Below are 17,927 nucleotides of genomic sequence, written 5' to 3'. Positions count from 1 at the left end.
ATGTTGCCTTTCCGTGTTCTCGAATGTGTAGGTGGTGCGTCAGGTACGACCGGATCGTCGGGCTGCTAGGCGGTCCGGCTGATTCGGTCTCGATAGAGGTCCTCCAATGCCTGGTTGTGCTCGTCCCCGCCCGGGATGTTCGCCGAGATGTAGACGGGCGGGGTCTGCCCGGATTCGGCGATACGTTCGGCGACGGCGATGGTGAGCAGCTGAGCGATGAACGCCGCCGTGATCGACGAGATCGCGCCCGCCTTGATGCCGCCGGACAGCTCGAGCGTGGCGTCGCCGTAAGGAGCCTTGTTGTCGATGACGACATCCGCGATGTCGCGCAGCTTCTTGCCGCTCGGGTGCTTGGGCTCGACCGCGTCTGTGTGCTGCAGGCTGGTGACGGCGATCAGCTTGTGGCCGGTCTCCTTCGCCTTCAACGCCATCCCGACGATGGAGCCGTTCACTCCGGAGTTCGACGCGATGAGGAAGACGTCGTGCTCCCCCACCGGTGTCAGTTCGAAGAGTTCCTCGACGATTGCCGGATCGCGTTCCAGGCTGCTCCCACTCAGGATCTCCACCTCGCGCGAACCGCGCAGCACGACGTCGCGCAGAGCGATGCGGTTCGTCGGGATGAGTCCGCCCGCCCGGCCCGCGATCTCCATCGCGAACGCCTCCGAATGCCCCGTGCCGAAGGCCTGGAGCACGCCGCCGGCCGCCACCGCCTCGACCAGCAGGTCGATCGCGGGGTCGAGGGCGCCGGCATCCGCCTCGGCCGTCAACGCGGCGATGCGCGTGTCGGCCTCGTGTCGGAAGTCGTCGAAGAGGCGGGTCATGCGTGCTCCTTGTCGTGTGAGTCCTCGCGGCGTTCGGAGGTGGTGAGGCCGGACTTCTCCAGGTCACGCGGCCTGCGCCCCCGTGCCGAGCGGCGATGGGGGGACACCGCCAGCGCGGACGCCGCCAGCGTGGTCGTCGTGCGTCCGAAGTTGCGCTGCGCGACGAGCAGGTAGAGCAGGTCGAGCACGAACAGCTGGGAGTGCTTGGCCGAAAGGTCGTCGGGCTGCAGGAACTGCTCGTGCGCAAGCGTGACGATGTGTTCGTGGGCCAACTGGGCCAGGGGGGAGTCCGGAGAATTCGTGATGGCGATCGTGAGCGCGCCGGTCGACTTGGCGCACTCGAGCATCTGGATGGTCTCTTCGGTGAGACCGGTGTTCGAGATGCCGATCGCGACGGAGTGCTCGTCTTGCAGCGCCGCGCTCGTCAGTCCGGAGTGCACCTCCGGCCAGTAGTGCGAGTCGATGCCGATGCGATAGAGCCTGGACTGCATCTCCTCGGCCATGACCGCGCTTCCGCCGATGCCGTAGAGGTCGACGTGGTGGCTGGCTGCGATGCGGGTGGCGACGCGCTGCAGGCGGGCGAGGTCGATCAGTTCGGCGGTCTCGTGCAGCGAGCGCATGTGCGCGGTCAGCAGCGTGCTCATCACCTGCGTGGGCGAGTCGTCCGGGCCGAACGCCCTGCCGATGTCTTCGCTCCAGGTCTCGCGCGCGCGCTCACGGCCGACATCCGATGCGACGGCGACGCGCAGCGGCACGTAGCCGGAGAACCCGATGGTGCGGCAGAACCGTGTCACCGTGGCGGGCGAGGTACCCGCCGATTCGGCGAGCTCGGTGATCGAGAGCCGCAACGGGGCATCCGGAGACTCCAGCAGCAGAGCGGCGATCTTCGCCATTGCCTGCGACATCTGGGGAAGGCGAGACTGGATGCGCATGCCGACTCCCGGGCCCGCGGCGGCCGGGACGGCACCCTGGTCGCCGGTGACTCCGGGGGAAGTTGTCATGTGAAAATCCGTCTCACTTCGTCGGGGGTTGGCTGAAAAGTATTATCAGGACATCTGGCCCGCTTATCAAGTTCCGAAATCGAAATGCAACCAATGGGAAATCTCTTGGCCGTCGACGCAGGCGGCACCTCCACCCGTGCGGTGGTTCTCACGACCACAGGCGAATGCCTCGGCTACGGCGCTGCGGGATCGGGGAATCCGATCTCGTCGGGCACCGAACACGCCGCACGAGAAGTGGTGGCCGCCGTGCGGTCAGCGCTGGCACAGGCGGCCGTGCCCGGCATCGACGACACCGCCGTGCTGGCCATGGCCGGGTCGCGCACCTACGTCTCCACGGACTGGATCACCACGGCGCTGAACGCCGTGGATGTACGGGGCCGTGTGGTGCTGGAGTCCGACCTGCTGGCGACGTTCTGCTCCGGCGCCTGGGAGCCGGACGGGTACGCCGTCGTCGCCGGCACGGGCGCGGCCGCGATCCGCGTACGGGCCGGACAGCAGGAGCTCTCGGCGGACGGGCTGGGGTGGCTGCTGGGCGACGACGGCTCCGGGTTCTGGCTGGGCCAGCAGGTGGTTCGCTCGGTCGCCGCGCAGCTGGACGGACGCGGTCCTGATACATCTCTGACTCCCCTACTATTGGGGGTGCTGAATGTGCCTGCTGACGCGTCGAACACGCCCGGCTACGACGGTCGACCGGAGTCGCTTCGACTGCTTCTGGACGCCGTGTACGCGCTGCGGCCGATCGAGCTCGCGGGGTTCGCGCCGCTCGTGTTCCGCGCAGGCGACGACGAGGTGGCGACACGGATCGTGACGGATGCCCGTGCCGCCCTGCACACGACGCTCGCTGCGATCGACACGGCCGCCGTACGCGGACCCGTCGTGTGCGGCGGAGGAGTGCTCGGGGCGCTCGGGCTGCCCGTCGAGGGACTCTTCGGGGTGACTGAAGTGCGTTCCGTGACCGACGGCGCCGTTGGCGGTGCAGTGCTCGCACTGCGGAACAATGGCGTCATGGTCGGTCGCTCGGTGTTCGAGCGCGTGCGGGAGACTCTGGGCGGGCTGCGCGGATAGGAAACACCGAGAGAGCTTGCCGAAACCAACGGACTCCTGGTTTCGACAGACTCAACCAGCGGGAGGCTCAACCGGCGGGAGGCTCAACCGGCGGGAGGCTCAACCAGCGGGAGGCTCAACCAGCGGGAGGCTCAACCAGCGGGACGCTCGACCAGCGGGACGCCCAACCGGCGGGACTCAGACGAGGTCGCGGAACTGCAGGTCGGCGGCCTCGGTCGTCGCGAGGGTGACGGGGGCGAATCGTGAGTAGCCGGCATCCGCCAACCGGGCCAGCAGCGGTTTGAGGTTCTTCACGCGGCGCTCCACACGCACTCGGGCGCCGGAGCCGACCAGTTGCGCCTTGAGCCCGAAGAGTGTCCGCGCGTCGACGTCGCGATCGTAGACGAGCACCACCGCATCGCCCGCGTTCTGCTCCGGCACGGCCACGAGGTCGACAATGCGCTCGAACCCCAGCGAGAAGCCCACCGCCGGCACGTCGGTGCCGAGGAATCGGCCTATCATCCCGTCGTAGCGACCTCCCCCGCCCAGTGAGTACCCGAACTCGGGGTGCTGGATCTCGAAGATCGCGCCCGTGTAATAGCCCATACCGCGCACCAGGTTGTGCGAGAAGACCAACGGCGTGCCGGGCGAGAGGGCGGCGACCGCGTCGCGGATCTCATGCAGTCCGCGGTAGGAATCCGTGTCGAGCCAGGCGGGCGGCGGCACCACGCCACGATCGAGGTTCCAGCCGTCGTCCGGGAGACCTGAGAGGCTTTCGGCGACCGCGTCCGACGCCGATGCCGGCACCAGACCGAGGCCGACCAGCTCGGCGACCACGCCGTCGACGCCGATCTTGTCCTCCTTGTCGATCGTGATCATGGCGCGCTCGTAGTCGGCCTCTGCAACGCCCCACGACGCGATCAGCCCGCGCAGGATGGCACGGTGGTTGATGCGGATGGCGAATCCGGTGAGCCCGAGCGCGTCGAGCGTGGCGATCGTCGCCGTGATCAGCTCGATCTCGGCGATCACGCTCTGCTCGCCGATGATGTCGATGTCGCACTGCACGAACTGCCGGTACCTGCCCTTCTGGGGGCGTTCGGCCCGCCACACCGGTGCGATCTGGATGGCCTTGAAGACGCTCGGCAGCGCCGCCCGGTGGCTGGCATAGAACCGGGCGAGCGGCACGGTGAGGTCGAACCGCAGCCCGAGGTCGGTGAGCGCGTCGAGGTCGCCCACGGTGGCAAGCTCGACCACGGCCTCGGCCGTGAGACCACGTCGCAGGATGCCGAACGCAAGCTTCTCGTTGTCGCCGCCGAGTCCCGAGTGCAGTCGCGTGGAATCCTCCATGACGGGCGTCTCGATCTCGTCGAAGCCTTGTGCGGCGTAACTGGAACGGATGACCCCCAGCGCGTGTTCGCGGCGCGCCTTGTCGGCGGGGAGGAAGTCGCGCATGCCGCGCGGCGGGTTCACGGGTTGGGCCATGGCATCCATTCTTTCAGGGCCCTCGGCGCCTCGCGCCGTTCATGACTCGGGAAGGAAGCTCTGCAGAGCGGCGGCTCGGAGGGCGGGCCCATGCTGCCGTCGTTCGTGCTCTGACAGGGCACGACTCGCTCAGCGGGCTGAACGCTCGGCGGCGCGGATGTCGTCCTGCAGCGACCTGATCGCCATGCGGAGGGCGCGCTCCCCATCGAGTCCACGGGCGCGGGCTGCGGCAGCTACGCCGAGGAGCAGATCCCCGAGCCCCGGCTCATCGTCGATGCCCTTCATCGCCTCGTCGGTCGCGGCCACCACCTCGACGCCGATCCCGGCGGCACGGCCGATCACCTTGTCCGCCAGCGCGAGGGCGGGCATCCCCTGCGGGATGCCGTCGAGCACACTGTCGCGCTGACGCTTCTCCGCCGCCTTCGCCGCGGTCCAGAGCCGGAGCACCTCCTCGGGGGTCTCCGCCACCTCGTCGCCGAACACGTGGGGATGCCGTCGCACCATCTTCTCGGTGACATGAGCTGCGACATCCTGAATGTCGAACCGCTCGCCGGCCGCTCGCGACGCGATCTCGGAGTGGAAAGCCACCTGCCACAGCACGTCGCCGAGTTCCTCGACGATCTCATCAGTGGTTCCCGCCTCGATCGCGTCCACGAGTTCGTATGTCTCCTCGATGAGGTAGGGCACGAGCGTCTCGTGAGTCATGGTCTGCGACCAGACGCACTTGTCGAGAACGGATGCCATGGCATCCGCGAACGTGTCCAGTCGCGACTGCGCGTAGGTCATCGGCTCTCCTGTCGTCGTTCCGGCTGCGGCCAACCCGCCGGCGCCCCCTACGCTATTCGTGTGACCACTGCTCTTGACGGGACGACTGCTCAGCTTGGGACGACTGTGCAGCCTGGAACGACCGTGCGGCGCATCATCGTGTCGGTGTCGGATCTTCAGCGATCGCTGGCCGTGTACGAGCACGCCCTCGGGCTGTCGCGGCTCTGGTCGAACGACGAGGTCGCACGGCTCAGCGGGGGCGACGTCGAGCTCATGCTGCACAAGCGCACCCCGGCGCCGTCCGAGTTCGGCGTGGCGGCGACGTTCGCCGTCGACGACGTCGACGCGGCGACCGCCGCCGCGGTGGCTGCGGGATCGCGGGTCGTGCACGGTCCGAACGACGAGCCGTGGGGCGAACGTCAGACGGTGCTGCACGATCCGGACGGCCACGTGTTCTGCCTCGTCACGCCGATCAGCGCGGCATGAGCCTGATCCGGTCGGAGCGTGCCGCAGCAGGCATGCTGCTCGGCGCCGCCGTGCTCGGGCTCGTGCTCGCCAACACGGCGTTCGGCCCGGTGCTGCAGGAGGTGAAAACCGCTTCATTCGGACCGGCTTCGTTGCATCTCGACCTGAGCGTCGGCGGATGGATCAGCGACGGTCTGCTCGCCGTGTTCTTCTTCATCGTCGCGATCGAGCTGCGGCACGAGCTGACCGTCGGCGAGTTGAGCTCGTGGCAGAAGGCGTTGCATCCGGCCATCGCGGCCGTCTTCGGCGTGATAGCGCCGGCCCTCGTGTACCTCGCGTTCACCGCTGGCAGCGGATACGAGGCCGGATGGCCGGTGCCGACGGCGACCGACATCGCGTTCGCTCTCGGAGTGCTCGCGGTCTTCGGGCGCGGACTTCCCCGTCGCATCCGGGTCTTTCTGCTCGCGCTCGCCGTGCTCGACGACCTGATCGCGATCGTGATCATCGCCGTGTTCTTCACATCCGACCCCAACCTCGCCGACCTCGGACTCGCCGTCGTGTGCATCGTCGCGTTCGGTCTCTTGAGCCGGCTGCTCCGAGGCCGCCTGAGACGCCCGGTGGCGGTACTGATGGTGCTCGTGGGCATCCTGACCTGGATGCTCGTGCACGCGTCAGGAGTACACGCCACGATCGCGGGCGTCGCGCTCGGCCTCGTCATGTCGCGAGAGCCGGCGCGCCGAACAGCGCACGCATTGGAACCGTGGTCGAACGGACTGGTGCTCCCGCTGTTCGCGTTCTCGGCGGCGCTGGTGGCGGTTCCCGCCGTACCCGTCGACCAGCTGTCGCCTGCGTTCTGGGGCATCCTCGTTGCGCTCCCGGTCGGAAAACTCGTCGGCATCACGATCGGCGATTGGATCGGAGCGCGAATCGGCCCACGCGCCAACCGGCAATCCACAGGGATCGTGGACGGCCTGGTGGTGGCCGCGCTCGGCGGGATCGGATTCACTGTGTCGCTGCTGATGAACGAGCTCGCGTTCGAGAACGCCCCAGAAGTGCGCGACGAGGGTGTGCTCGCGGTGCTGCTCGGGTCATCCGTCTCGATCATCGCCGGCGGTATCGCCGTTGCCGCCCTGGCCCGACGCTACCGACGGCTGCATCCGCACGCCTGAGGCACGCATCAGCGCCGCGGCCGGCTCAGCGAGCAGTGGGTGCCCCGGTCGGCGGCGCCCACTCGGGGAGCGGCGTCTTCCGGCTCAGATGCGGTTGTTTGCGGAACTGCCCGGTGAGAGCGAGCACGACGATAATCACGGCCATCACGGCCCACGGTACGAATCCGAGCGGGCCGACGATCAGCGGGCTCGCGGTGGTGCCCGCCGCGGCGACGAGGGCGAGGAATCCGCCGGCCGCGTTGAACCCCGCATGCGCGAAGACGGAGGGCCAGATCGACCCGCTGCGCAGACGCAGCCAGCCGAACAGGATGCCGGTGAACACGCATCCACCGATCATCATCAGCACGCCGATGATGTTCGGCTGAGCGAAGTTGTAGCCGAGCAGGATGACCGGTGAATGCCACAGTCCCCACACGGCACCCGTGATGACGAGCGCAGGCCACGTGCCGAGCGGTCTCAGACTGGGCAACAGCCAGCCGCGCCAGCCGAGCTCCTCACCTATGGTCGCGAACGCGTTGAAGAGCGCTCCGAACGGGAGCGCGACGAGTTGGATCAGCACCAGCAGACCGACCGGCAGCGGGATCGATTGGCCATGGGCGGAGACTTCGAGCAGTCGCTGGAACCCGGAGAAGTGCACGAGGTCCAGGTGCACCAGGCCGAATGCCGCGGAGACGAAAACGCCCACGATGACCAGCAGAATGCTGCCGAACAGCCCGATGAGGGTCATGCCGATCACTCGTTTCGCCGGCCGCAACGGCCACAGGCCGAGGTATTCGGGGAGCGGGCGCGGTCTGGGCCGTTGAATGAAGAATGCGACGACCAATGCTGCAGCGGCCGGCGCGTACATCATGCCACCGATGAAGAGGGTCGCGCCCGGTGTCGCCAGGCCCCTTCCGCTCAGCCACAGCGGCAGCGCGATCAGCCAGGCGAGCCCGAACGCGATCACGACGAACGCCGCGACGGAGGCCCACGGCACGCGCGCGGGGAACGGAGAGGATGGGAGGGGAGAACTCACGACGAACGACCTTTCGCTGCGCGGGATTCGGTTCGGGGGTTTCGAGCTCAGTGCGTTGCGCCGGCGACCATGGATGCGACCAGCGATCCCACCACGACGACGACAGCGATGACGCCGAACGCGATGCCACCAGGGCTGCCCAGGTTGATGGTCCAGCCCACACCGAAGCGTTTGGGCACGAAGGTAGCCGGGTCGTCCCGGTTGACGTAGAGCACACCGAGCTTCCAGTAGCGATCGTCATCGGGGGCCTCCGCCCTCGGCGACGACGGGTGCGCGCTCGGCGACGACGGATGCACGCCGTGTGATCCGTTCACTGCCACGGCTCCTCCGCCGGCCGTCGCGGCAGACGTCACCACGGCGTTCGCACGTGACACGGCCCTGGCATAGGTGGCGACGACGACGACGGTCGCACCGAGCGTGAGCACCAGAGTCAGTCCGATCGATGCGAGCATGATGCCGGGAGACGATGGGGCGAGCCACGACGTCGCGGCCAAGACGCCGAGCCCGAGCGTGAGAGCCAACGACAGGATCCCGAGACCGGTGGACGCCAGGTGCCGCTGGGCATCCGCCCGCATCGTCGCCTGCTCGGGGGTGTCGGACGCGACCCGGCGCCCGCCGTTCGACCTCGTGATCCACGACATCCCGTACAGCCCGATCGAGAGTGCGCCTGCGACGATCGGGAGGCTGAAAACGGTCCAGACGGACTTCGGCGCGGTGCGGTCGACGTGCCCGCCGGCTCCCCAGTGCACGGCCACTGTGTCGGGCAACGACGCGTAGACCGTGATGCCGAGCGCGACGACGGCGCAGACCACGGCAAGCGAGGCGAGCAGCCAGCCGGTCGGCGGATGCCCGGGGGCGCGCGGCGAGGCATCCGCCACCAGCCGCGTGGGCTTGCCCTGATACCACGAGCCGTCGCGTTTGGCTGTGACGATCCGCCGTCTCATCGTGACGTAGGCGACGAACGCGAGCGCCAGGAACAGCAGCGGCAGGAGCGCCACGACGAGAGCGGGGATGACGAGTGCGCCGGGCACACCGACGATGATGCAGATCAGCCACGCGATCACGATGAACCATCGGTAGAGGCGCACCGCCGATCGCACCGCGGGATCGGAGACCCGATCGGTCGGTACGCTCACGCCGAGCGGCAGCGTGGGACGCACGATCGACGGCATCGCCAACAGGAGCGCGCCGATCACCGCCGTGACGGCGATGGTGAACACAATGGCGAAGACCGTCACGATGACGCGCCCCTTTCGGTGTCGTTCCGCGGGCGTCCAGGATGCTCGAACTCGCCCAGCACCGCCTCGACCAGCACGGACAGGCCGGCGGTGCGTGCGCCATGGGCGATCGCCTCGGCCACGAGAGTGCGCAGACGCGAGCGCCAGGCCTGCTCGAGGTCGTCGTTCCAGCCTTCGAGCGCGTCGGGGGCGACGATGGACCCGGAACTGCGATGCGTGGTGAGCAGTCCCTCGGCGCGCAGCAGGTCGTATCCCTTGGCCACGGTCGCCGGGTTGATGCCGAACTCCACGGCGAGTTGACGAACCGAGGCCAGCGGGGCGCCGGGTTCGAGTTCTCGCGTGGCGATGCCCTCGACGATGCGGTCGCGCAACTGCTGGTAGAGCGGCACGTCCGACAGCGGATCGATAGCGATCTGCATCATCCGCGCCTCCGTTCACGCCCGATCTGTACCAGCTGTATCACACATAATAGTACAGTTTACGCCGAGGTCAACGGGGCATTGCAGAGGCGTCAACAGGACATCGGCAGCGGCGTCAACAGGACATCGGTCCCGGAACATGCCAGAACGGCATGCTCTCGGCAGGAGAGCGCGATCTGTCATGTCGGAGTCGAGGGGGCTAGGCCGGGAACAGCTCCGCGATCGCCGCCACATCGTCCTCGGACGGATGCCAGGCGCCGGCTCCCACGTTCGCGATCACCTGTTCCGGGGTGGTCGCACCGGCGATCACGCTCGTCAGCGCGGGCTGTGCGAGCAGCCACCCGAACGTGGACTGCAGCATCGTGACGCCGCGCTCGTCGCAGAACCTCTGGTAGGCATCCAGGGCATCCCACGGCGCCTCGTCGAGGATGTGCCGCCTCTGCCGCATGATGCGACTGTCGTCCGGACCACCCGTCCGGGCGAACTTGCCCGTGAAGAGTCCGTTGTAGAGCGGAAAGAACGGCAGGAATCCGAGTCCGAAGTGCCGTACCGCGGGGAGCACCTCGCCCTCCACACCGCGGTGCAGCAGGTTGTACTCGTTCTGGGCGGAGACGAATCGCGGATGCCCGTGAAGCACGGCCTGGTACTCCGCGTCGGCCACCTGCCAGCCCGCGAGGTTCGAGTGCCCGATGTAGCGCACCTTGCCCTCGGCGATGAGGTCGTCGAGCACGTCGAGAGTCTCCTCGATCGGTGTCACGGGGTCGGGAGCGTGAAGCTGGTAGAGGTCGATCCAGTCGGTCTTCAGTCGCGTGAGGGATGCCTCCACCGCGAGCCGCACATAGCGCCGAGAGCCGCGCGCGCTCCAGTCCGGGCCGTTCGCGCCGCGCATGTCCATGCCGAACTTCGTGGCGACCACGACGCGGTCGCGCCGGCCGCGCAAGGCGTTGCCCATCAGCACCTCGCTGAGCCCCGGTTCCCTGCCGTAGATATCCGCCGTATCGAAGAATGTGATGCCTGCGTCGATCGCGGCGTCGATCACCGCGTTGGTGCCCTCCTGCGTCTCGGTGCGCGTGTCGGCACGGCCGAAGTTGTTACAGCCGAGGCCGACCGTGGAGACGATGAGGCCGGAGGGCCCGAGAGCGCGGTATTCGATGTCTGGCATGCTACGACGCTACGCCGCGAGACGGGTACGGGCACTGCGCGGCGAGCTCGTCGAAGCCCGGCCCCGGTCGATGCCGACTTCGCTCCCTGCCACGCCTCCACACACCGCTGCGCGGCGCTCGGAGCCTCCGGCACCGGGATCCAAGTCGATCAGCGGGTACGGTTCAGCGACCGGCGGCGTAGCCCTGCATGCCACGAGGGTTCGCGGCCGCCCAGAGAACCCCCGACGGCACTGAATCGGCAGTCGCCAGTTCCATGCCGACCGCGCTCAGCCGACCCAGCGTCCACGAGCCCGAGACGGTGACCCGGTGTCCGCGCCGCCGCAACTCGTCGATCACGCTCTCCCCGAGCCGCTCCTCCACGACGAGGCCGGCAGGCTCCCAGTCCCGCGGCCAGAAGCTGGAGATGTGACTGGTGGTGTGAAACATGGGAGCGTCGATGGCGGCTTGTGCGCTCCAGCCGCCCACGAGCATCCGGAGCAGTGCGGGCAGCTGCCACTGATCCTGCTGGTCGCCGCCGGGTGTGCCGAGGGTCGACACGCGCTGATCCTCTCCCGGCGCGCGTGACGTGATCAGCGTCGCCGAGAGCGTCGTGCGCGGACGCGCCCCGGGCCGCAGGACCGTGGGGACGCTTTCGTCGAGCCACGCCATCTGCAACCGGGTGCCGAGGCAGAACCCGAGTCCGGGGATCGTCGGGGATGACTGCAGCCATCCGCCGGACGGCGTCACAGTGACGATGTTGCCCCATCGGTCGAGCACGTCGAGGTGGCACGTGTCGCCGCGGGTCTGACCATGCCGGTCGACGGTCGGCTCGCCGATGCCTGTGGTGTGGTCGTCAGTCTCGCTCACCACAGCATCGGACTCCTCGAGCCCGCCTTTGCCGGCGCCGGTCGCGAGGGGCGGCAGGTGCGGCAGGCGGCCGCCGGGTGACCCGGGCCGCAGCTCGGCGCCGGCGGACTCTCCGATCAGGGCTGCACGGGACTCCGCGTACTGCGCCGAGAGCAACGTCGGCAACGGCACGTCGACGAACGCCGGATCGCCGTACCAGGCGTCACGATCGGCGAGCGCCAGCTTCTCCGCCTCCGCGATCACATGGATGCCGAACGCTGTCGATGGGTCGAGGTGCTCGTCATCGAGGCCGTGCAGCCGTCCGTAGGCGTCGAGAATCGCGAGCATCTGCAACAGCACCGGGCCCTGACCCCACGGCCCGGTCTTGTGCACGCGCCATCCGCGGAAGTCGTACGTCACGGCATCCTCGTCTCCCGCATCGAAGGCCGCAAGATCGGATGCCCGCATCACCCCGGCATGATCGCGGTCGTCGCTGTGGCGGTGGGGTTGCCGCACGAATTGTTCGACGGCCTGCGCGACGAAGCCGGTCTTCCACTCCCGCCGCGCGGCCGAGATCCGATCGGTGCGGGCTGCGCCGCGCTCCCCCGCTTGCTCGGCCGCCGCGACCAGCCGCCGCAGCACTCCGGCGTACACCGGGTTCACGATCAGCGCGCCCGCGGCCGGCGCCCTGCCTTCGGCGTCGAGCCAGAGCGCGGCGGACGTCGGCCAGTGCTGAACGAAGTGTTCCCGGACTCGCTCGATCGTCGTCACCACGTTCTGGTGCACCGGATGCCCGTGCTCGGCATAGTCGATCGCGTACGAGAGCACGTCTGGCAGTTCCCAGGAGCCGTGCTCGGCGAGCAGCCATAGCCAGGCATCCACGGATCCTGGAACGGCCGCGGCGAGCGCACCAGCGCCCGGCACCTCGGCGAGCCCCTTACATCGCGGTAGTACTCGAGCGTGGCGCCGGCCGGCGCCGGCCCCTGCCCCATGAGCACCCGAACCTCGCCGCCCGCCGCACGGAACAAGCCCGTGAGGTCACCGCCTGGCCCGTTCAGGTGCGGCTCGACGATATGCAGCACGAACCCGGCGGCCACTGCCGCGTCGAATGCGTTGCCACCACGTTCGAGCACCGACTGCGCGGTCGCCGTGGCGAGCCAATGCGTGGAGGCCGACATGCCGAAGGTGCCGCGCAGCGTCGGACGAGTGCTGAACGCGGGGGCGGACGGGAAGGTCACGCGGTCAACGGTAGCGACGGTGACCGGCGGAACGCACGGACCTTTCGATCACAGCGCATCCGCCCAGCCGAACCAGCCGCCATGGTCCACGAATGTCATTCCATTCTTTGTCATATTCCACTCTACGGACTATTGTCCGAAGCATGAGCCCGAACCAACTGCGAGATCCGGCACTGTCGATCCTGACCGTTCTCGCCGGCGGACGGCGGCACGGCTACGCGATCATCCGGGAGGCTGAGCGATTGAGTGACGGACGCGTGCGGCTGAAAGTGAGCTCGCTCTATGCGGCGCTCGACCGTCTCTCCACCGACGGGCTGGTGTGCCGCGCCGGCGACGAGACCGTGGACGGCCGGCTACGCCGTTACTTCGCCCTGACGGATGCCGGCGAGGCGGAACTCCGATCGGAAGCGGATCACCTCGAGGCGCAGGCTCGGGTTGCGCGCGAGCGCCTGGCCTCTCGAGGGGCCGCTCGTCTGGCAGGAGGCGCCGCATGAGCCTTCAGTTGAAGCGCGACGTGCATCGCTGGTCCGCGTGGTATCCGGTTCGATGGCGGGAGCAGAATGCAGCCGCCATGCTCGGCACGTATCTCGATCTCGCGGATGCCGAAGGTCGGGAACGACTGACCGGCACGGAGAAGATCGCGATGGTCGCCGGAGGACTCGCGGCGCATCTGGACCGGACTGTGCCGGGTGCCGTGCGCGATCATCTTGCCGCCGTGATGATCGGGCTGCTCGGCGCATTCGGACTGATCACGGGGGTGATCTTCGAGTGGGCCCCGTGGGCGACGGCGGCTCGGACACAGTGGCTGGATCCATTCGGCAATTCAGAACCGCCCGCATTCGGGCCCTTCCTCAGCGCGTTCGCCATCGTCGTGGGCTTCGCGATGGCCACGTGGGTGTCGTCTCTGTTCGGACCGACGTGGCTCTACCGCTGCCTCCTCGCGGCGACGGCAATCGCCGGCATCACAATCGCCGGCGTCGGGCATTCCGGATTACTCGGCGACCAGCCGTGGCTGAGTAGTCCGACGTGCGCGTTCACTGCGCTAATCGCACTGATGGCTTTGCCGGCGCGCCGTCCGCGACCACCTCGCTCTCTGGCATCCGCCGCTATCTGGATCGCCGCGTTCTGCACGTCAAGCATCGCCTTCGGTCCGTGGACACCGGCGCATTTCTTCACCGGTGAGGTTCCTGTAAGGGAATTCTTCTCCGGAGTCGTGCAGCCCATGCTGGCGAACGCCGGCTCCGTCATCGCCCTTGTCGCTGCACTCGCGTTCGCGCTCGCACGACGGCCCACTACAGGCGCAGTCATCGTGCTTGCCACCATTCCGTGGTCTTTCATCAGCGTCACACGCGTCGTGAGCCTCACCGAAGGCGCCTACGTCGGCGAGCTGACGCTATTGGCGCCCCTCATGGTCGGATACGCCGCAGCAGTAGTGTTCGCCATCGTGTTCCGTCGACAAGCGGATGCTCGAACCGAAACCGAACGCGCTACAGGGATCGGCATCAGCCACCAGAACTTTCAGTAGCGGATGCCGATCGCTGTCGCGATAGCGATCGGCGCGCCGTGCGCGGCGGCTAGCGCGCGGCGGCGTCCTCCGTCTTGGCGGCCTCGGGCTGCGGGAAGATCGCGTCGAGCAGCCCGCGCACCCAGGCGATCAGGTCGGAATCCGGCAGCGGCTCCCCGTCCACGACCGGCAGTGGCACCAGAAGCACCTTCTGCGCCGCCACGATGCGGGACTTCGGGTACAGGCGCTGCAGCCGCACCTGCAGCGAGTCCAGCAGTTCGGCGGGCGCGATGCGCAGGTTCGACCCCATGGCGACGACATCCGAGAGTCCGGCCTGCTGTGCACGACGACGAAGGCGCGACACCGACATGAGGTTCGTCACGGCAGCGGGCGGTTCGCCGTAACGATCCGTCAGCTCCTCGAGCACGAGATCGACGGCATCCGGCTTCGCGTTCGGACCGGATGCCGCCGACAGCTTCTGGTACGCCTCGAGCCTCAGCCGCTCGGAGTCGACGTACTCCTCGGGGATGTGTGCATCCACCGGCAACTCCAGTCGCAGCTCGGTCTGGCCCTCTGCCACCTCACCGCGGAACGTGCCGACCGCCTCACCGATCATGCGCAGGTAGAGGTCGAAGCCGACGCCGGCGATGTGCCCTGACTGCTCGCCGCCCAGAAGATTCCCCGCACCGCGGATCTCGAGGTCTTTCAACGCCACCTGCATGCCGCTGCCCAGCTCGTTGTTGGCCGCAATGGTGGAGAGCCGATCGTGCGCGGTCTCGGACAGCGGCTTGTCGGCATCCCACAGAAAGTACGCGTACGCGCGCTCACGACCGCGGCCCACACGGCCGCGCAGCTGGTGCAGCTGCGACAGGCCGTACTTGTCGGCACGGTCGATGATGATCGTGTTGGCGTTGGCGATGTCGAGTCCGGTCTCGATGATCGTGGTCGAGACGAGCACGTCGAACTTGCGCTCCCAGAAGTCGACGACCATCTGCTCCAGCACGTGCTCGTTCATCTGCCCGTGCGCCACCGCGATCCGCGCTTCCGGCACGAGCTCCGCAAGCTGTGAAGCGACGCGCTGGATGCTCGACACCCGGTTGTGCACGAAGAACACCTGTCCCTCGCGCAGCAGCTCGCGTCGAATGGCGGCCGCCACCTGCTTGTCGGAGTAGGGCCCGACGAACGTGAGGATCGGATGCCTGTCTTCCGGCGGCGTCGCCAGCGTCGACATCTCGCGGATTCCGGTCACCGCCATCTCCAGCGTTCGCGGAATGGGCGTCGCACTCATCGCGAGCACGTCGACGTTCGTCTTCAGCTTCTTGAGGGCATCCTTGTGCTCGACGCCGAAGCGCTGCTCCTCGTCGATCACGACCAGGCCGAGGTCTTTCATGGACAGGTTCTTCGACAGCAGCCTGTGGGTGCCGATCACCACGTCGACGGTTCCGTCGGCAAGGCCGTCCATGACTTCCTTCGCCTCGCGGTCGGTCTGGAACCGGCTCAACGCTCGCAGATGAACCGGAAAACCGGCGAATCTCTCCTGGAACGTCTCGAAATGCTGTCGCACGAGCAGCGTCGTGGGCACGAGCATGAGCACCTGTTTGCCGTCCTGCACAGCCTTGAACGCCGCGCGCACCGCGATCTCGGTCTTGCCGAAGCCGACATCGCCGGAGATCAGTCGATCCATCGGGATCGGCCGCTCCATGTCGGCCTTGACCTCGTCGATGGTCTGCAACTGATCGGGCGTCTCCACGAACGGGAACGCCTCCTCCAGTTCGCGCTGCCACGGCGTATCCGCCCCGAACGCGTGACCCTTCGAGGCCATGCGCGCCGAATACAGCTTGACGAGCTCGACCGCGATGTCGCGCACCGCCTTGCGGGCGCGACCCTTCGCCTGCGACCAGTCGCTGCCGCCCATCTTCGAAAGCTGCGGCGCCTCGCCGCCGACGTAACGACTGAGCAGGTCGAGCTGATCGGTCGGAACATACAACTTGTCGCCCGGGTACCCGCGCTTCGACGGCGCGTACTCCAGCACCAGGTATTCGCGCTTCGATTTCACCGCGTTCCGGCCACCGGATGAGACCTCGCGCTGCACGAGCTCCACGAACTTGCCGATGCCGTGCGTCTCGTGCACAACGAAGTCGCCCGCCTTGAGCTGCAGCGGGTCCACCACGTTCTTACGCCGAACGCCGAGCTTCTTGACCTGCCTGGAGTCATAGCCGATCGTGCGACCGTAGAACTCGGTCTCGCCGATCAGCGCGAGCTTCGCCGACGGCAGCTCGAAGCCCTGCTCGACGGATGCCGCCAGCACGTACGCGACGCCGCTTTCAGCATCTGCCGGGTAGTCCTCGACCTGCCGCGCCGCCACACCGTGCTCGGAGAGCACGTCGACGGCACGCTCTACCAGGCCGTGGCCCTCGGCCACGATGGCAACCCGCCAGCCCTCTGACAGCCGCCGCGCCACGTGGCTGAGCGCGCCGTCCACGTTCCCGGCGAAGCTCGGCACGGCTTCGGCCGCCACGCGCACGTAGTCGCCGGCCGACTCGACGAGGTCATGGATGGACGGGGTTTCGACGGGCTCAACCGACGATGTGGACACGACGGATTCCGCTCTGCCCGTGTCGAAGCTGGAGAACGTCCACCACGGGTGATCGAGCGCCTGCTCCCCCGGTCGGCTGAGCTGCGCGGCGTCTCTCAGCTGCCGCAGCGAGAGAAAGTCGCCAGAAGCCAGGTCGATCGGCGTCGCCGCACCCACGGTGGCCGCACTCCACGCCGCCTCGAGGAACTCACGGTTCGTCTCCGCCAGGCTCACGGCACGCGCGGCCACGCGCTCCGGCCCCATCACGGCCACCGCGGCACCGTCGGGCAGGTAGTCGGTGAGGGGCACCAGCCGGTCCACGAGGGCGGGGGCAAGTGACTCCATGCCCTCGACCGGAATGCCCTCCGCCACCTTCGTCAGCAGCTGCTCAAGCCCGGGGAACTCGTGCGCCATCTCCGCGGCGCGCTGCCGAACGGCGTCGGTCAGCAGCAGTTCACGCGCCGGCGCCAGCTGCACCTCGGTCACGTCGTGCGGCAGCGACCGCTGGTCGGCGACCGAGAACGCGCGGATCTGCTCGACCTCGTCGCCGAAGAAGTCCGCCCGCAACGGATGCTCCGCCGTCGGCGGGAACACGTCGAGGATGCCGCCCCGCACGGCGAACTCACCGCGCCGGGTGACCATGTCGACGCGGGCGTACGCGAGGTCGACGAGCCGCACGACGATGCCGGTGAGATCGTTGCCCCTGCTGCCTTCGGCGAGCACGATGGGCTCCAACTGGTCGAGGCCTGCGGCGAGCGGCTGCAGCGCGGCGCGAACGGAGGCGACGACGACGAGCGGATGCCCGGCATCCGCACTCCACGTCGCCAGCCTGCGCAGCGCAGCCAGTCGTCTGCCCACGATCTCGGCGCTCGGGCTCAATCGCTCGTGCGGCAGCGTCTCCCACGACGGGAACTCCACCACCTCGGCGTGTGGCGCCACGGAACCGAGCGCCGAACGCAGTGCCTCCGATTCACGCCCCGTTGCGGTGACGACGAGCAGCACCTGCCTGTCGACGGAACGAGTGCCGAGCAGCGCGGCCACGAGGGGAACCCGGAGGCCGCTCGTCACCGAGAAGTCCGCATCGCGATTCGCGTAGGCGAGCGCGTCAGCGAATGTCTGGGCGCGCGAAAGCGCCCCGGTCAAGCCCTCGAGGATCACTCGGCCCAGTGTAGAGACAGGGCCCGACGAACTTCCTCGGCGGCA

14 protein-coding genes and 1 pseudogene are annotated in these 17,927 nt (G+C 68.1%); 5 read left to right on the top strand and 10 right to left on the bottom strand.

Annotation, left to right across the window (positions count from 1 at the left end; translation table 11 throughout):
• Positions 1-65: 65 nt before the first annotated feature.
• Positions 66-821, bottom strand: coding sequence for a sugar isomerase domain-containing protein (locus ACYVDK_RS11090; protein ID WP_460521647.1), 756 nt, complete (start codon positions 819-821; stop codon positions 66-68).
• A complete protein-coding gene (locus tag ACYVDK_RS11085; protein ID WP_460521645.1) occupies positions 818-1,822 on the bottom strand; it encodes a MurR/RpiR family transcriptional regulator in 1,005 nt (334 codons plus the stop codon). The genes ACYVDK_RS11090 and ACYVDK_RS11085 overlap by 4 nt, the downstream gene beginning before the upstream one ends.
• 93 nt (positions 1,823-1,915) lie before the next feature.
• Here ACYVDK_RS11085 and ACYVDK_RS11080 point away from each other — a divergent pair, with 93 nt between their 5' ends.
• On the top strand, positions 1,916-2,887 hold the full coding sequence (locus ACYVDK_RS11080; protein ID WP_460521643.1) for an N-acetylglucosamine kinase: 972 nt from the start codon (positions 1,916-1,918) through the stop codon (positions 2,885-2,887).
• 177 nt (positions 2,888-3,064) lie between these two features.
• Here ACYVDK_RS11080 and ACYVDK_RS11075 read toward each other — a convergent pair whose 3' ends face one another.
• Positions 3,065-4,348, bottom strand: a complete 1,284-nt coding sequence (locus tag ACYVDK_RS11075; RefSeq protein ID WP_460521641.1) for a histidine--tRNA ligase — start codon at positions 4,346-4,348, stop codon at positions 3,065-3,067.
• A gap of 129 nt (positions 4,349-4,477) precedes the next feature.
• Positions 4,478-5,134 carry a nucleoside triphosphate pyrophosphohydrolase gene (locus ACYVDK_RS11070; protein ID WP_460521639.1) on the bottom strand — a complete coding sequence of 219 codons (657 nt, stop codon included), beginning with the start codon at positions 5,132-5,134 and terminating at the stop codon, positions 4,478-4,480.
• A gap of 60 nt (positions 5,135-5,194) precedes the next feature.
• On the opposite strand from ACYVDK_RS11070, the gene ACYVDK_RS11065 reads away from it, so the two are divergent.
• Together ACYVDK_RS11065 and nhaA are read left to right on the top strand one after the other, a co-directional pair.
• Entirely contained in the window at positions 5,195-5,599 is a 405-nt protein-coding gene (locus ACYVDK_RS11065) for a VOC family protein (protein ID WP_460521637.1), read from the top strand.
• Entirely contained in the window at positions 5,596-6,747 is a 1,152-nt protein-coding gene (gene nhaA / locus ACYVDK_RS11060; protein WP_460521635.1) for a Na+/H+ antiporter NhaA, read from the top strand. Before ACYVDK_RS11065 ends, nhaA begins: the two co-directional genes overlap by 4 nt.
• Before the next feature lie 25 nt (positions 6,748-6,772).
• Here nhaA and ACYVDK_RS11055 read toward each other — a convergent pair whose 3' ends face one another.
• The 5 genes and pseudogenes from ACYVDK_RS11055 to ACYVDK_RS11035 all read right to left on the bottom strand — a co-directional run bounded on the left by ACYVDK_RS11055 (position 6,773) and on the right by ACYVDK_RS11035 (position 12,585).
• The gene (locus tag ACYVDK_RS11055; protein ID WP_460521633.1) at positions 6,773-7,762 is read right to left on the bottom strand and encodes a CPBP family intramembrane glutamic endopeptidase; all 990 of its coding nucleotides are present in this window, start codon (positions 7,760-7,762) and stop codon (positions 6,773-6,775) included.
• Positions 7,763-7,809: 47 nt separating this feature from the next.
• Positions 7,810-9,000, bottom strand: a complete 1,191-nt coding sequence (locus ACYVDK_RS11050) for a DUF1648 domain-containing protein (RefSeq protein WP_460521631.1) — start codon at positions 8,998-9,000, stop codon at positions 7,810-7,812.
• Positions 8,997-9,422, bottom strand: coding sequence for a GntR family transcriptional regulator (locus ACYVDK_RS11045; RefSeq protein ID WP_460521629.1), 426 nt, complete (start codon positions 9,420-9,422; stop codon positions 8,997-8,999). Before ACYVDK_RS11045 ends, ACYVDK_RS11050 begins: the two co-directional genes overlap by 4 nt.
• 196 nt (positions 9,423-9,618) lie before the next feature.
• Complete coding sequence (locus ACYVDK_RS11040) at positions 9,619-10,581, bottom strand: aldo/keto reductase (RefSeq protein ID WP_460521627.1); 963 nt, start codon at positions 10,579-10,581, stop codon at positions 9,619-9,621.
• 163 nt (positions 10,582-10,744) lie between these two features.
• Positions 10,745-12,585 (bottom strand): annotated as a pseudogene (locus ACYVDK_RS11035) (gamma-glutamyltransferase family protein).
• A gap of 203 nt (positions 12,586-12,788) precedes the next feature.
• Between ACYVDK_RS11035 and ACYVDK_RS11030 the strand changes: the two are divergent.
• Both ACYVDK_RS11030 and ACYVDK_RS11025 read left to right on the top strand, forming a co-directional pair.
• Positions 12,789-13,139: a PadR family transcriptional regulator gene (locus tag ACYVDK_RS11030; protein WP_460521625.1), complete on the top strand. Its 351-nt coding sequence runs from the start codon at positions 12,789-12,791 to the stop codon at positions 13,137-13,139.
• Positions 13,136-14,170, top strand: coding sequence for a hypothetical protein (locus ACYVDK_RS11025; RefSeq protein WP_460521623.1), 1,035 nt, complete (start codon positions 13,136-13,138; stop codon positions 14,168-14,170). The genes ACYVDK_RS11030 and ACYVDK_RS11025 overlap by 4 nt, the downstream gene beginning before the upstream one ends.
• Positions 14,171-14,219: 49 nt before the next feature.
• Here the strand turns inward: ACYVDK_RS11025 and mfd are convergent, their stop codons facing one another.
• Complete coding sequence (mfd, locus tag ACYVDK_RS11020; RefSeq protein WP_460521621.1) at positions 14,220-17,882, bottom strand: transcription-repair coupling factor; 3,663 nt, start codon at positions 17,880-17,882, stop codon at positions 14,220-14,222.
• Positions 17,883-17,927: the final 45 nt, after the last annotated feature.

This window comes from Humibacter antri, assembly GCF_054777235.1.
This window is presented reverse-complemented; position numbering and strand designations above follow the sequence as displayed.

Coding starts and splice junctions, on each gene's coding strand:
- ACYVDK_RS11090 (WP_460521647.1), bottom strand. CDS start 821: ATGACCCGCCTCTTCGACGACTTCCGACACGAGGCCGACACGCGCATC.
- ACYVDK_RS11085 (WP_460521645.1), bottom strand. CDS start 1,822: ATGACAACTTCCCCCGGAGTCACCGGCGACCAGGGTGCCGTCCCGGCC.
- ACYVDK_RS11080 (WP_460521643.1), top strand. CDS start 1,916: ATGGGAAATCTCTTGGCCGTCGACGCAGGCGGCACCTCCACCCGTGCG.
- ACYVDK_RS11075 (WP_460521641.1), bottom strand. CDS start 4,348: ATGGCCCAACCCGTGAACCCGCCGCGCGGCATGCGCGACTTCCTCCCC.
- ACYVDK_RS11070 (WP_460521639.1), bottom strand. CDS start 5,134: ATGACCTACGCGCAGTCGCGACTGGACACGTTCGCGGATGCCATGGCA.
- nhaA (WP_460521635.1), top strand. CDS start 5,596: ATGAGCCTGATCCGGTCGGAGCGTGCCGCAGCAGGCATGCTGCTCGGC.
- ACYVDK_RS11045 (WP_460521629.1), bottom strand. CDS start 9,422: ATGATGCAGATCGCTATCGATCCGCTGTCGGACGTGCCGCTCTACCAG.
- ACYVDK_RS11040 (WP_460521627.1), bottom strand. CDS start 10,581: ATGCCAGACATCGAATACCGCGCTCTCGGGCCCTCCGGCCTCATCGTC.
- ACYVDK_RS11030 (WP_460521625.1), top strand. CDS start 12,789: ATGAGCCCGAACCAACTGCGAGATCCGGCACTGTCGATCCTGACCGTT.
- ACYVDK_RS11025 (WP_460521623.1), top strand. CDS start 13,136: ATGAGCCTTCAGTTGAAGCGCGACGTGCATCGCTGGTCCGCGTGGTAT.